Raw genomic sequence first — 14,516 nt, forward strand, 5'->3', positions numbered from 1 at the left:
TAATAAAATCAAATTTATCAAATTTCATAATTTTAGATTCTTATAATTTCTATTTTAAATATATTTTATAGGAATTTTAAAATAACTAGGTTATGCAAGAAGTCTAGTGAAAAAACTATTAGAAATAAATTAAATGCTAGTATGATGGGATTAAAAAATAGGATTAATTTATTTAATACTAATGAACAAATGCTAGAAGAAAATAAATTTAATTATTCAGTTAATAATTTTGTAAATAATAATTTACAAAAAAATTTATATTTTTATTAGTTTTATCTAAGAAATTAAATAACTTTAATAAAAATGTATTTTTGTTGTGGAAAAATTTAAAAAAATAGAAAAATATATTGACAATAAAATTAAAAGTAATACAATCTAAATAAGTAAGTGGTATATTATTCCACAATTTCTAAGATATTAATTTAAGACCCCAAAATAATTTATACGGCCATTATTTAATAGTTTTTTAACAAATTATCTGCCAATTGTTTAGACAATGTTCTTTTTTCTATCTTCTTTTGATTATTAATCTGCTTATTCTTTAATAATGTCCAGTAATTAAAAATTACATCATAAAATTCATTTTTAATAAATCCATTAATAAATTTTGCTTGTAATTTTTCTTTATCTTTATAAGTCATAATTTTCCTCCTAAACATTATTATTTTCATATGACTTTTTTATTTTAAAAGCATATTTTAACTAATATCAGGTTCATTGGAGTTTGTTATTTCCCCTTCCATTCTTTCATATGATTGATCTTTATTACTTTGTTTAAATAATTTTATAAAACCATTAATTGCATTGTCAATTGTGGAAGATGTTTTATTTATTAGAATTTCCATTATTCTTGAATGATTTTCTATTAACTTTTTATGTATTTCATCAATTTTTACTTCATTTAGTTGATTATTTTTATTAGCAATAAAAGTAAATATTGAAGAAATAATTGTACTTATGAATGATAACGAAGCAACAATAACTGTAACTATTTCTCCCGTATTCATTTCTACTTCCTCTCTTATTTATACTTTTATTATAACTTCTAACAGTTTTACACTCATATATTAACTAAAAAATAATATATTTCCTTATTATTAATCATATTTATTATAATTGTTTCTTCTCTTGTTTTAATTTTATATATAAAATTCCTCCCTTTTCTTTAAAATCATAACTGTCTTCAAAATTGTTTTTTAAAAATAATGAAAATTTATTATTTTGTGCCCCATAATTTTTGGGATTAAAATCTGGAATTTTTCGAAGTAAATTTTCAATAATTACAGAAAATTGAGTAAACCCATCATTATTTTTATCATTTTCTTTAATTATTGAATTTACTACCTCAATTAATTCTTTTTTACCTTCTACTTTTTAAAAATTAATATTTCCGACGTAAACGCTCATTATCGCGTTGCTTAATTGTTTCTCGTTTATCATAATTCTTCTTCCCACGAACTAAAGCAATTTCTAATTTAGCATAATTATTTTTAAGATATAACTTTAATGGTACTAATGTTAAACGTTCTAATTTAATTCGTTGCAAAATTTTTTTAATTTCTTTTTTATGCAAAAGTAATTTTCTAGTCCGATCAGCATCTGGTACATATGATGTTGAAAATTTATATTGAGCAATTATCATATTGATAACAAAGGCCTCATTTTTTCGAATAATAACAAAGGCCTCATTAATTGATACATCATTATTACGAATTGACTTAATCTCACTGCCTGTCAAAACAATACCAACTTCATGGGTTTCAATAATTTCATAATTATACCGTGCTTTTTTATTAACTGTAATTGTCAACATTAATATCACCTCCTTAATCAACTAGTTCAAAATCAATTTGCCGTAATTTTTTACTTGCTTTCTTTACTCTAATTCGTACTTTTTTTCCTAAAAAATATTCTTTTCGTTTCCGTTCTCCAATTAATTTTAAACTTTTTTCATCAAAAACGTAATAGTCATTTTTTAAATCAGTAATATGAACCAATCCTTCAATTGTATTTGGTAATTCAACGAAAATTCCAAACGAAGTAACTCCAGCAATAATGCCATCATATTCATAGCCAATTTTATCTTCCATATATTCAGCTTCTTTCATTTTGTCAACTTCTCGTTCACATTCCATTGCCCGTAATTCTGCAAGGGATGACTGTTGACTAGCATGACTAACAAAAGTACGCGTTTGTTCTAAATCAGTAATTTTAACTTTTCCTTGAAATAAATATTCTTTTAATAAACGATGAACAACTAAATCGGGATAACGCCGAATTGGTGAAGTAAAGTGCGTATAACATCAAGATGCCAGTCCAAAATGGCCATCATTAATATCACTATATTTAGCTTTTTCCATACTTCGTAATACTAAAGCTGAAATAACTTTAAAATTTTCCTTATCCTTTAACTTATTTAAAATTTGCTGTAAATCTTTAGAATGAATATTTTCTAACTTTCCTTTAATATTTAAACCTAAATAAGATAATTGCGTATACAAATCAAACAATTTTTTTGGTTTTGGCTTATCATGCACACGATAAACAAATGGCAAATCCATTCAATAAATTGTTTCGGCTACCGTTTCATTAGCGCGAATCATAAAACTCTCAATCAATTTTTCTGCATCAGCACGCTCTCGCACAATAATATCTTTAATCTTACCATTTTTATCAACAATAAACTTTGGTTCATCTAAATCAAAATCAACAACCCCATCATGTTCTTTTTTTAAAACTAAAATTTGATATAACTGTTGCGCTAAAAGCAACATTTGAGCAATTTCACCTGAGATTTGATTTTTTTCTTGGCAGAATAACTTATTAACTTCATCATAAGTTAATCGCGCTTTTGAAATAATGACAGCTTCATAAATACTAGAATTAACAACATGTCCCTGCTTATTAATTTCCATTTCACAAATTAATGTTAATCGTGGTTCAAAAGGATTTAACGAACAAATCCCACTACTTAATTTTTCTGGTAACATTGGAACAACCCGGTCAATTAAATAAACTGAACACCCTCGGTCAAAAGCTTCTTTATCAAGATAACTATTCTGTGGAACATAATGTGCAACATCAGCAATCGCAACCAATAATAAATAATTACCATTTTGATTTTTTTTAACTAAAATAGCATCATCAAAATCTTTTGAATCATTCCCATCAACTGTAACAAACATTCCTGCTTGTAAATCACGGCGTGATTTATCTACTAACATTCTTGCAACATCAACATCTTGTTTAATTTGATTGGCTTCATTTAATGTTTCTTCATTAAATTTAGTACGAATATTAAATTCATGTAAAATAGCCAAGACATCAACACCGATTTGATTAGTATTACCAATGATCTCAATGATTTTAACTTGCATTAAATTGTTTTTACTATTAATATTTGTAATGATTCCCTTTACAATTGTATTTTCAATTGCCTCAGCTAAATTAATAATTTTAGCACGATATTGCGTTAATTTATTATTTAAAATTTCTAAATATTTTTGTTGATGACGATTCTTTTTAATAACTCCAACTACATATTCATTATTTCGCTTCAAAACTTTAATTACTTGTGCTTCTGCTTTTTTAGAATTATTAATATTTTTTTGTTTTTTTAAAATAAACAAAACTTGATCTTGGTCTAAGGCATTATTTAAATCATCTTGTTTAACATAGTATTCTTCTTGGTTTTCACTAATTTTAATAAAACCAAAACCTTTTTTATTAATGCTAATAACTCCTCGTAAATAAATTTTTGGATCAAAATAATAAAACCTATGTTGTTGTGTGACCTCAATAATATTATCGTTTTCTAATTCAACCAAAACTTTTAACATCATTTTATTATCATTAATTTTATTAATATCTAATAACTGTGCTAATTCAATCGTATCAATTGGTTTTGTTTGTTTTTTTAAAATAGCTACAATTCGATCGTGCATATACCTTTCCCCCTAAATGAAAAAAGAGACATTTTTAAATCTCTTTTCAATTAATGATATTTTTAAAGATTTAATTATTACAATAGAACTTTTGTTAATAAATTTATCAATAATGTAATAACTAATAATGTTGAACCAAATGCTAACATAAAAATAGATAATGTTCGATCTAACCCACGTTCTTTACTATTAGCAAATAATTCATCATTACCACCATTTAAAGCACTTAACCCTGTTTGTGCTTTTTTGTTTTGTAATAAACCAATAACAATCATAATAATTGATACAATTAAAGCAATTATTTCAAAAACATAAATAATTGTATTGGCTACTTGTGGTTCAATTGCTAAAAACATCATACTTGATAGGTTCATTAAAACATCCCTCTCTAAATTAAATTATGTTCCTATTAATAATACTATAAAATTACCAAAATTATTGTATTTTAAATTAATTTTAATTATTTTTTTCAAGGTTATTTAAATAATGATAAATTCCTCCGGTATTATTGCTGCTAACTACATCGTATGCTAAATTTAAAATCGGGGTTGGACTATGTTCCATTGCAATTGCATAAGGTAAAATTTCAAACACAGAACGGTCATTATAATTATCACCAAAATATAAAACATTCTCTAATTTAATTTCACGTCCTTGCCTTTGATTTAAAATATCAATTAAATGTAAAATTGCTTGCCCTTTATTTGAATTACCATGTACAATATCACATCCATATTCAGACAGTGGTTCAACATTAATATTTAAAACTTGTTTTAAAGCTGTATACATTTCTTGAAACATTATTTTGGATGAATGCTTTGCAACAATTTTATTGGCTATTCTAATATCATCAAAACAGAATGGTTTTACTTGCTTCATTCCATCTAAAAATGCACCTGGTTTTGATTTAATTTTTAATAATTTTTCACCCGCACAATATAAATTATCATCATCTTGATATGAAATTGTAAAATCACATTGATATTTTAATAAAATATCAATTACAATAACTAAATCCGAAACTGGCATTAAATTACTATAAATTGACTTATTGTTTTTAGTATCATACACTAAAGCACCATTAGCACCAATAACATATTGACAATAATTCTTAATTTTTAATTCTCTTGTGTAATTATCAAAACCAAGGGGCATTCGTCCTGATGCAATTGATACAGCAATCCCTTTTGCTTGCAATGCAAGTAATTTATTTTGAACAAGAGTTGGTAATTCTTGCTTATCAGTAATCAATGTACCATCAACATCATTAACAATTAATTTAATTTGATTACCATTAATTTTTAACATGACAACCTCATCTCCTATTTTAATATTGTCTTATAAAGATAATCAGCAATTCCTGCCGCATTATTATCTTTTGCAGTTACTGCAAAAGCAACTTCTTTTAATTGCGGTGTAGCATTGGCTAATGCAATTCCATATTTTGAATTTTTAATCATCTCATAGTCATTCATTTGATCACCAAAACACATAATTTCATCTGAATCAAGATGGTGATTTTCTTTATATTTAAGTACTTCAATTAATTTTAAAATTCCCTGTCATTTATTAACATTTTTAGGAATAATCTCAATAAACCCATATCCCGTAACTTCTGTCTTTAATGTTTTACTGACCGCAATTTGTTGTCGTAACCAATTTTGTTTTTGTTCATCATGACAAGAAATTACAACCTTACGCATTTGCGGAATTTCATTTCAATCTAAAACAATTGCTTTAATGTCCGTATTACGAAATAAAAAAAGATCATCTTTAATAATGCTTGATTGTGAAACATAAGCTTCTTGTTCATTAAGTGGTGCTAAATAAAAATCATGACCAAATTCTCGAACAATATTCATTGCTCATACTGTATCTTGATATGAAATTATTTCATCATAGACATATTCTTTTGTTTTTAAATTTAAAACAGCCCCACCATTAGCACCAATAACATACGGACAATGGTCAAGAATTCCTAATGTTGTTGCATAATCAGATAAACTACTAGGAACCCGTCCTGAAGCAATCGTTACTAAAATACGCATTGCTTGAGCCTTTTTTAAAGCCTCAATATTTATAGTTGGAATCTTTTTATCTTTATCAGTTACTAATGTTCCATCAATATCACACACGATCATTTTTACTATCATTACATTGCCTACCTTCTTTTAATATTACTTAGTTTATCATATAAGTAGTCTCAGACATTATCATTCTATCATGTTTTATTTTATATTTATAATTAAGAAAATTAAAACAAAAAATCTCAAAAAAGAGATTTCTATTTTCGTATCTAACTAATAGGTTCAACTTCATCAGCAAGAATTTTAACAAATTCTTGTTCAACTTGCAAAATTCCACCAGCAATACTTAATTTATATTCTTTATTATTAACTTTGTATGTCATTTCAGATGGAACAATTGTTGAAACAAGAGGAATATGACCATACAAAATACCCATATATCCCGTAATTGTTTTCACTGTTATAATATCAACTAAGCGATTAACAATGATACCTTGTGGTGTAATAATTTTTAAACTAATTTGATTCGCCATTTTAATTATGTTTTAAAGCTTCGGCGGCTTTAACAACCTCATCAATTGTTCCAACATATAAGAATGCTTGTTCTGGTACATCATCATATTTTCCTGCTAAGATTTCTCTAAAAGCACGAATTGTTTCTACTACAGGGACATATTTCCCTGTTTTTCCAGAAAACTTTTCAGCTACAAAAAATGGTTGTGATAAAAAGTTACGAATTTTTCGTGCTCTTGCAACAACTAATTTATCTTCATCTGATAATTCATCCATCCCTAAAATGGCGATAATTGATTGTAATTCTTTAAACTTTTGGAGGATTTCTTGTACTCCTCGTGCTACTTCATAATGTTCTTCACCAACCACTAATGGGTCTAATAATCGAGACGAACTTCCTAATGGATCAACTGCTGGATAAATTCCTAATGCTGCAATTTCACGGTCTAAGACAACCTTAGCGTCTAAATGAGCAAATGTTGTTGCAGGAGCTGGATCAGTTAAATCATCCGCTGGCACATATACTGCTTGGACAGAAGTAATACTTCCTTTTTTTGTTGAAGTAATTCGTTCTTGTAATGCTCCCATTTCGGTTGCTAATGTCGGTTGATAACCAACTGCTGATGGCATCCGTCCTAATAAGGCTGATACTTCAGAACCAGCTTGGGTAAAACGGAAAATATTATCAATAAATAATAAAACATCTTGGTTTTTATCATCACGGAAATATTCAGCAATTGTTAATCCAGTTAAAGCAACTCGCATACGAGCTCCTGGTGTTTCATTCATTTGCCCAAAAACCAAAGCTGTTTTATCAATAACACCAGCTTCAATCATTTCATAATATAAATCATTACCTTCTCGTGTTCGTTCACCAACACCAGCAAAGACAGAAATTCCTCCATGTGCTTTTGCCACATTATTAATTAACTCTTGTACTAGTACTGTTTTTCCTACTCCAGCACCACCAAACAAACCAATTTTTCCCCCCTTTGCAAAGGGAACTAATAAATCAACAACTTTAATGCCTGTTTCTAAAATTGCAGCTGTTGTTTGTTGTTCTTCATATGATGGTGCTTCACGGTGAATTGGACGCATTGTCTTTGTCTTTGGCTGTGGTTTTTCATCAATTGCTTCTCCAAGAACATTAAACATACGCCCTAAAACCTCTTCACCAACCGGAACTGTAATTGGCGCTTTTGTATCAATCACATCCATTCCCCTAACCATTCCTTCTGTTGGTCCTAAGGCAATTGCCCGTACGGTGTCACCACCAATATGTTGAACAACTTCTAAAACTAACTTTGTACCATTATTATTAACCGTAATAGCATTATATAATTCAGGCAAATATTCTTCCGTAAACCGTACATCAACAACAGGTCCTAACACCTGTACTACTTTTCCATTTTTCTCCATTTTTTAACCACCTCTTAATTTTCTTGCGCGCCAGCCCCAGCAACAATTTCTGTAATTTCCTGTGTAATTGCTGCTTGACGCTTACGGTTATATAATAACGATAATTTTTCTAACATTGCATTTGCATTATCTGTTGCATTTTCCATTGCTACTCGCCGTGATGCTTGTTCTGAAACCTGTGATTCAACGATTGATGAAAATAAAATGGTATTTAAATACATTGGCACCGCGTTTTCTAAAATCGTTGCTGGATCTGGTTCAAATTCGGTAATAACATTAATGTGTTTTGGTTCTTCATGTTGTGTTACCTTAATAATTGGTAACAATTGTAAAATTGTTGGTTCAAAAGTTACATTATTAATAAATTTTGTATAAGCAATTTTAATTTCATCATAAGTATTTCCATTAAAACCAGATAAAATTTCTTGTGCAAACTCACGTGCATCATCATAAGAAAAATTAATATCAATATCTTTTCTTTTTTGCATAATTTCATAACCTTTATGGGCATAAAATATTTCTGCTTTAGAACCAATTGCAATAATACAATCACTTTTTCGTAATTGTTGTAACACCAACTTATTAATATTAATATTATAACCACCACATAAACCTAAATTTGAATTAACAATGATTCAACAAGTACGTTTACTATCTTTTATGCCATCTTTTTTTTGATAAATTGAATCATCTGCTTTACTAATGATATCATTAAAAACAGTATAAACTTCAGCAAAATATGGTTTTGAATTAGAAATTCGTTTACCAACTTTTTTTAATTTTGCTGTCGATACCAATTTCATTGCTTGTGTTATTTTAGATGTTGAAGTAATTGAAGTAATTTGTTTTTTTAAATCTGTTCCGACTGCCATTTTGTCCTTTTAACCTTTATTGTCCTAATTTTTTCCACTCTTCAATTTGTCCAAACATTTCTGGTTTATAATCAGCAATTTTATTGGTAATTTTTTTAACAATATTAATAATTTCATTATCAATATTAGTCATTAAGGTATCGCTATAGGCTTTGGCCTTTGCTAATTCAGTATAGTATTTTTTTGCTTTTGTATTAAAATATTCAATTATTTCTTCTTTAAATTCTTGAATTTTATCAACTGGAATTCAACGAATTCTTTTTTTCTTAACTGCTAATAAAATGATTGCTTGGTCAATTTGTGAAAGCGGTGAATATTGTTTTTGTTTTAAAATTTCAATTACTCGTTTTCCATGTTCTAATACTTCTTTTGTCGCATCATTCAAATCAGAACCAAATTGAGCAAAGGCTTGTAGTTCACGATATTGTGCTAATTCTAATTTTAATGAACCAGCAACTTGTTTCATTGCTTTAATTTGTGCTGTTGACCCTACTCGTGACACCGATAATCCCGCATCAACCGCAGGATGAATTCCAGCATTAAACTGATCATTATTTAAGAAAATTTGCCCATCAGTAATTGAAATAACATTAGTTGGAATATATGCTGAAATATCACCCGCTTGTGTTTCAATAATTGGCAAAGCAGTAATACTTCCGCCTCCATATTCTTTTGTTACTCGCGCGGCGCGTTCTAATAACCGACTATGTAAATAAAAAACATCACCAGGATATGCTTCACGACCAGGTGGACGGTGTAATAATAGTGCCATTGTTCGATAAGCAACAGCATGTTTTGAAAGATCATCATAAATAACAATGACATTTTCACCAGATTCCATCCATTCTTCACCAATAGTAACACCAGTATATGGTGCTAAGTATTGTAATGGCGCTAATTCACTTGCTGTGGCTGAAACAACTGCTGTATATTCTAATGCACCAGCAGCTCGTAATTTTTCGACAATTTGTGCAACAGTTGATGCTTTTTGCCCAATTGCAACATAAATACATTTTACATTTTTCCCTTTTTGATTTAAGATGGTATCAATTCCGATTGCTGTTTTTCCTGTCTGGCGATCACCTATAATTAATTCTCGTTGTCCTTTCCCAATGGGAATCATCGCATCAATTGTCATAATTCCCGTTTCCATTGGTTCATCAACTGATTTTCTAGTCATAACACCAGGTGCAATTCGTTCCACAGGACGTGTTTTTGTTGCTTTTAATGGTCCTTTCCCATCAATTGGTTGTCCTAATGCATTAACAACACGGCCTAACAACGCATCACCAACTGGCGTTTCAACAATTTTTCCTGATCGACGAACTTGATCACCTTCACGGATTGTTGTATCGTCACCCATTAAAACGGCCCCAACAGCGCCTTCTTCTAAGTTTAATACCATTCCATAAATTTCATTCGGAAAAATTAGCAATTCACTCATCATTGCATTGTCAAGACCATCAATTAAAGCAATTCCATCACCAACTGTCACAACAGTTCCTTCTTCATGAATTTCAATTTTTTTACCATATTCTTTAATCTGTTTTTTAATTATTTCGGAAATCTCATTTACATTTAAAGCCACTTTTTCACCCCATCTTCTATTTATTATATATTGCTTTTTGTCGCATTGTTTCTAATTGTCCTGCAATTGAACCATCAATAATTTCGTGCTTAATTTTAATCCGAACTCCGCCTAATAAAGATGGATCAATTTTGTTAACTAACTCAATATGATAGCCAAATTTTTTACTTAATTTTGTTTCAATTGTTGTAATTTGTTTTCTTGTTAGTGGTTGGGTTGAATAAATATTTCCATATTGAACATCATAACTAATATTTATTAATTTTCTTAAACTTTTAAAAATTCTTCTAACATAACAAAAAGCTTCACGATCAATTAATAAAAAAAGGGCATTTAAAATTAACGGATCAATAACTTTTTGAAATGGTTTTGCTAAAATGTTCTTTCGTTCTTCTTTTGCAATATCAGCATTCATCATTAACTTAATATAATCTGGTTCTTGTTTAAATAAATCTACGATTATATTACTAACTTCTAAAAAATGATCAATTTTTTTTGTTTCAAGCGCCAAGTCCATTAAAGCAGCTGCATAATTATCAATAAATTTTTCACTAACTAACATAACTTACTACTCTAATTCTTTGATAAACTCTTCTACCAATTTTTCATTTTTTTCTTTATTAATTTCTTTGCTTAATAACTGCTCAGCTACATTAAAAGCAACATTAATAATTGATTTTCGAATATCATCATAATATTGCTCTTTTTCTTTTTGAATTTCTTTATGGGCCTGTTCATTTAATTGCATAACTTCAGCTTTTGCTGTTTCTAAAACTTGATGACGTTTTGCCTGTGCTTCAGTTCGAGCCGCAACAATAATACTATTTGCTTCTACCTTCGCTGTTGTTAACAATTTCGATGCTTCTTTTTGATCAATTGTTGCTTTTGCTTGTTTTTCAGCAGCATCTTGAATTAATTCTCGAATTTTATTGCGACGAGCCCGCATTGCTTTTCGAAATGGATTATAAACTCATTTTGATAATAAAATTAATAAAATAATCGTCGCAATAACATGCGCAATAAAAACCCATAGATTAGGAAATAATTGATTAATAATTTCTGCTGGTTCAATTGGTTTTGACATTAATCACATTGTCATAGACATCTAAGCCTTTTTTCTTTCCAACTTTTTACTTTTCATTAACCAGTAACAAATGCTAAAATAATCGCAATAACTAATGCATAAATTGACCCTGATTCAGTAATCGCAGCAGCAATAATATATTGTGTTCTAACTTTACTTTCAACTTCTGGGTTTCGAGCAATTGCTTCAACAGCTTTTCCACCAGTATACCCTTGTCCAATTCCTGAACCACAACAACCAATGGCAGCTAATCCTGCACCCAATAATGACATTCCCTTTGTAAAACCATCATTAATTCCGGCCATAAATCATATTGTCATCATATTCGATAGCAAATCTATTGTCATAAAATTTATCATATTATAATTCTCCTCTTCCTTAACAAATATATAATTTTATTTTAATCCTTTTTTAGCCATTTAAATTAACATTTTTAATTTTTTGTTCTTTTTTTAACTTAATTATCTTTTCGTTTTTATCTTTGGTTTCTGTTTTCATTTCCATTGCCCAATAGGCAATTGTTAAAATTGCAAAAATATATGCTTGAATTAAACCATCAAAAACATCAAAATAAATACTTAAAAAAGGTAAAAATACACCAGCTAATAAATCAACAGGCCCAATATAAGGAATCTGTCCTCAAATAAAGCTCATTAAAACTGTAAACAAGGTAATAATAACTGTTCCTCCCAAAATGTTTCCAAATAAACGAAATGAAATTGAGATCAAAGGAACAAATTGGGTTAATAATTCTAATGGATTGACAAAAAACTTTTTAAAATATACTAGTTTTTGATATTTAATCCCAAAATAATATATTCCAAAAAAGGTAACCAATCCCATTGATAATGGGACAGTATAAGCTGTTGCAAGTGATTCAAACCCAACAACACTCATTAAATTTCCAATCCCAATATACAATAATAAGTATATAACATAAACTGTTAAAAATTTATATTTTGGTCCCATCAAATCAACAACTTGTTTTTCAACTCACTTAATTGTAATTTCAGCAAAAAGTACTAAACCAGTTGGAATATCGGTTGGACCAAGTTTTTTTAAGCGTTTATAATAATCTATTGATAAAAGCATAATAATAAAGGTAGTAATAACTATCGTTACTAATTGCGGTAATAAAATTGTATAACTTCATGCATCCATTCCACTTTTATTTGGATCAGGGATTAAATCCATTGCAAGAAATTGACCAAAGTTACTATTCATTGCCATTTTTCTTTTCCTTTCTGCGTTGATGAATGGGAAATTTAACATTTGCAAATAATGATGAAAATGTACATAAACTAATTCCAACAATTATTGTGTAGATACTAAAAAAACTAGTATTCTCAGCATAAATAACTATAGGTATAGCATAAATCACTAAGCGAACTAGGTACAATAAGATAAAAAAGTACTTATTTAAACTTATACTTAACAATCATCCAGAAAAACAAATGATTAAGAAACCTATAAGAGAAAACAAACACCCCAAAACTAATCCTGTGTATAAAGTTCAATCTCGTTTTAATGTCAAATATATCATCGTCAATACTATTAGTATTCCCAAAAATATTATTAAACTTATTATTGACATTTTATATTTTATACCTTTAAAATGGTTTTTTCAATTTAATTTATTTTTTTTATTTAGTTCCAAAAATACGGTCTCCAGCATCACCTAGACCAGGAATAATATAACCATGCTCATCTAAACGTTGGTCTAATGCAGCAACATAAATATCAACATCTGGATGATGCTCTTCAATACATTTTTTTCCTTCAGGTGCAGCTACCAAACATACTAATTTAATATTAGTTGCTCCTCATTCTTTAACTTTTTGAATTGCCACATTAGCACTGGCCCCTGTCGCTAACATTGGATCTAAAACTAAAACATTTGCTTTATTAATATTTTCTGGTTTTTTGGCAAAATATTCATGTGGTTCTAAGGTTTTTTCATCTCGGTATAATCCAATATGTCCAATTTTAGCGTTTGGGACTAAATTAATAATTCCATCGACCATCCCCAAGCCTGCTCTTAAAATTGGAAATAAAACAATATCATTTGCAATTTTATATCCCTTTGTTTTTGCTACTGGTGTTTCAATTTCAAATTCATTTAATTCAATATTTCGAAATATTTCATACGCCATTAATTGCGAAATTTCATCTAAATTTTCTTTAAAGACCTTTGAATTACTCTCCTTTTTGCGCATTCTTGTTAATTTATCCAAAATTAACGGGTGTTTTATTACAGTAAATGACATTAATTACTTTTCCTCCTTAATTTATTAGATTTTAACATAATTATAAAGATAATACCAAGATTTAATTTGGAATTACTTACATTTTTAAAAATAATTAAATAAAAAGAAATAAATTGAACTTTCAAACTTATTTCTTTTTTTAATCTTTCATTATTTTCTTATCACTTGTAATGTTGAACCTGATTTTATCCTTAGATTAATGTAATTAGAAGATGAAGGTGATTCTTCTGTAATCTCAAAACTATAAAATAATTTTAAGTATAAAATTGCAGTGTTGATATCCATTCAAACAACTCCCTTCATATAAAAATAACCTGAATATCATTCCTTATTAATAGTTGTTCTAAAATCATTTTTATTATCTAACATTACCCAATCAAATTCATTCGTAAGTACTTTTAAATCACTTGTAGGAATAAATAGTGCAAAATAATTTGGATTATCAATCTTATTATCATTAACTGTTATTTCAAAGTCAGGCAAACAAACGACAGAAAATATTTTTAACTCATTTAAATTATTAATTCCTAACGCTGTTAAATTAACTTTTTCTGTTTTATAGTTAATTTTCGCTACTTTTAATGCTTTATTTCAAAACACTTCAGATTCAATTAAGTAAGTTTTATCTTTTTGCTGGCTATTATTATTTTGTCAAGGCTCTTGTACCTTATTAGCTGTAACAAGAGAAGCACCATTATTAGACTTCTTGCATAACCTATTAAAATAATTGTAAATATTTTTAAAAAGATACTAATAGCAAATTATAATTTTAATTAATTATGTCTTTTATTTAAAAATTTAA

The 14,516-nt window shown here is 28.2% G+C and carries 19 protein-coding genes; 1 reads left to right on the forward strand and 18 read right to left on the reverse strand.

Annotated elements, in window-relative coordinates:
* Positions 1-144: 144 nt before the first annotated feature.
* Complete coding sequence (locus tag EHU54_RS01875; protein ID WP_400248647.1) at positions 145-270, forward strand: hypothetical protein; 126 nt, start codon at positions 145-147, stop codon at positions 268-270.
* 185 nt (positions 271-455) lie between these two features.
* Here EHU54_RS01875 and EHU54_RS01880 read toward each other — a convergent pair whose 3' ends face one another.
* The 18 genes from EHU54_RS01880 to EHU54_RS01965 form a co-directional block, all read right to left on the reverse strand.
* Positions 456-641 (reverse strand): hypothetical protein, encoded by a 186-nt coding sequence (locus tag EHU54_RS01880; protein WP_400248648.1) that lies wholly within the window; start codon positions 639-641, stop codon positions 456-458.
* A 57-nt stretch (positions 642-698) separates the two neighbouring features.
* Positions 699-1,007 (reverse strand): hypothetical protein, encoded by a 309-nt coding sequence (locus EHU54_RS01885; protein ID WP_400248649.1) that lies wholly within the window; start codon positions 1,005-1,007, stop codon positions 699-701.
* A gap of 374 nt (positions 1,008-1,381) precedes the next feature.
* Complete coding sequence (gene smpB / locus EHU54_RS01890; protein ID WP_400248650.1) at positions 1,382-1,813, reverse strand: SsrA-binding protein SmpB; 432 nt, start codon at positions 1,811-1,813, stop codon at positions 1,382-1,384.
* 13 nt (positions 1,814-1,826) lie between these two features.
* A complete protein-coding gene (gene rnr, locus EHU54_RS01895; protein WP_400248651.1) occupies positions 1,827-3,944 on the reverse strand; it encodes a ribonuclease R in 2,118 nt (705 codons plus the stop codon).
* Between the two features lie 77 nt (positions 3,945-4,021).
* Positions 4,022-4,318 carry a preprotein translocase subunit SecG gene (gene secG, locus EHU54_RS01900; RefSeq protein WP_400248652.1) on the reverse strand — a complete coding sequence of 99 codons (297 nt, stop codon included), beginning with the start codon at positions 4,316-4,318 and terminating at the stop codon, positions 4,022-4,024.
* 82 nt (positions 4,319-4,400) lie between these two features.
* Entirely contained in the window at positions 4,401-5,252 is an 852-nt protein-coding gene (locus tag EHU54_RS01905; protein ID WP_400248653.1) for an HAD-IIB family hydrolase, read from the reverse strand.
* 14 nt (positions 5,253-5,266) lie between these two features.
* Positions 5,267-6,097 carry a Cof-type HAD-IIB family hydrolase gene (locus tag EHU54_RS01910; RefSeq protein WP_400248654.1) on the reverse strand — a complete coding sequence of 277 codons (831 nt, stop codon included), beginning with the start codon at positions 6,095-6,097 and terminating at the stop codon, positions 5,267-5,269.
* Between the two features lie 143 nt (positions 6,098-6,240).
* Positions 6,241-6,504 (reverse strand): F0F1 ATP synthase subunit epsilon, encoded by a 264-nt coding sequence (locus EHU54_RS01915; RefSeq protein ID WP_353486540.1) that lies wholly within the window; start codon positions 6,502-6,504, stop codon positions 6,241-6,243.
* Position 6,505: 1 nt separating this feature from the next.
* On the reverse strand, positions 6,506-7,903 hold the full coding sequence (gene atpD / locus EHU54_RS01920; protein ID WP_400248655.1) for a F0F1 ATP synthase subunit beta: 1,398 nt from the start codon (positions 7,901-7,903) through the stop codon (positions 6,506-6,508).
* Positions 7,904-7,917: 14 nt separating this feature from the next.
* The gene (atpG, locus tag EHU54_RS01925; RefSeq protein ID WP_400248656.1) at positions 7,918-8,775 is read right to left on the reverse strand and encodes an ATP synthase F1 subunit gamma; all 858 of its coding nucleotides are present in this window, start codon (positions 8,773-8,775) and stop codon (positions 7,918-7,920) included.
* A gap of 16 nt (positions 8,776-8,791) precedes the next feature.
* The gene (gene atpA, locus EHU54_RS01930) at positions 8,792-10,363 is read right to left on the reverse strand and encodes a F0F1 ATP synthase subunit alpha (RefSeq protein WP_400248657.1); all 1,572 of its coding nucleotides are present in this window, start codon (positions 10,361-10,363) and stop codon (positions 8,792-8,794) included.
* Positions 10,364-10,379: 16 nt separating this feature from the next.
* On the reverse strand, positions 10,380-10,925 hold the full coding sequence (locus EHU54_RS01935) for a F0F1 ATP synthase subunit delta (RefSeq protein WP_348735607.1): 546 nt from the start codon (positions 10,923-10,925) through the stop codon (positions 10,380-10,382).
* Between the two features lie 6 nt (positions 10,926-10,931).
* Positions 10,932-11,462, reverse strand: coding sequence for a F0F1 ATP synthase subunit B (gene atpF, locus EHU54_RS01940; RefSeq protein WP_400248658.1), 531 nt, complete (start codon positions 11,460-11,462; stop codon positions 10,932-10,934).
* Positions 11,463-11,503: 41 nt separating this feature from the next.
* Positions 11,504-11,806, reverse strand: a complete 303-nt coding sequence (gene atpE / locus EHU54_RS01945; protein ID WP_004028354.1) for an ATP synthase F0 subunit C — start codon at positions 11,804-11,806, stop codon at positions 11,504-11,506.
* A 52-nt stretch (positions 11,807-11,858) separates the two neighbouring features.
* On the reverse strand, positions 11,859-12,677 hold the full coding sequence (locus tag EHU54_RS01950) for a F0F1 ATP synthase subunit A (RefSeq protein ID WP_400248659.1): 819 nt from the start codon (positions 12,675-12,677) through the stop codon (positions 11,859-11,861).
* Positions 12,664-13,122, reverse strand: a complete 459-nt coding sequence (locus EHU54_RS01955) for an MG406 family protein (RefSeq protein ID WP_400248662.1) — start codon at positions 13,120-13,122, stop codon at positions 12,664-12,666. Before EHU54_RS01955 ends, EHU54_RS01950 begins: the two co-directional genes overlap by 14 nt.
* Positions 13,091-13,714 (reverse strand): uracil phosphoribosyltransferase, encoded by a 624-nt coding sequence (gene upp, locus EHU54_RS01960; RefSeq protein ID WP_400248660.1) that lies wholly within the window; start codon positions 13,712-13,714, stop codon positions 13,091-13,093. Before upp ends, EHU54_RS01955 begins: the two co-directional genes overlap by 32 nt.
* 150 nt (positions 13,715-13,864) lie before the next feature.
* Entirely contained in the window at positions 13,865-14,314 is a 450-nt protein-coding gene (locus EHU54_RS01965) for a hypothetical protein (protein ID WP_400248661.1), read from the reverse strand.
* Positions 14,315-14,516 lie beyond the last annotated feature (202 nt).

This window comes from Spiroplasma sp. ald (assembly GCF_044714355.1).
Classification (GTDB): domain Bacteria; phylum Bacillota_I; class Bacilli_A; order Mycoplasmatales; family Mycoplasmataceae; genus Spiroplasma; species Spiroplasma phoeniceum.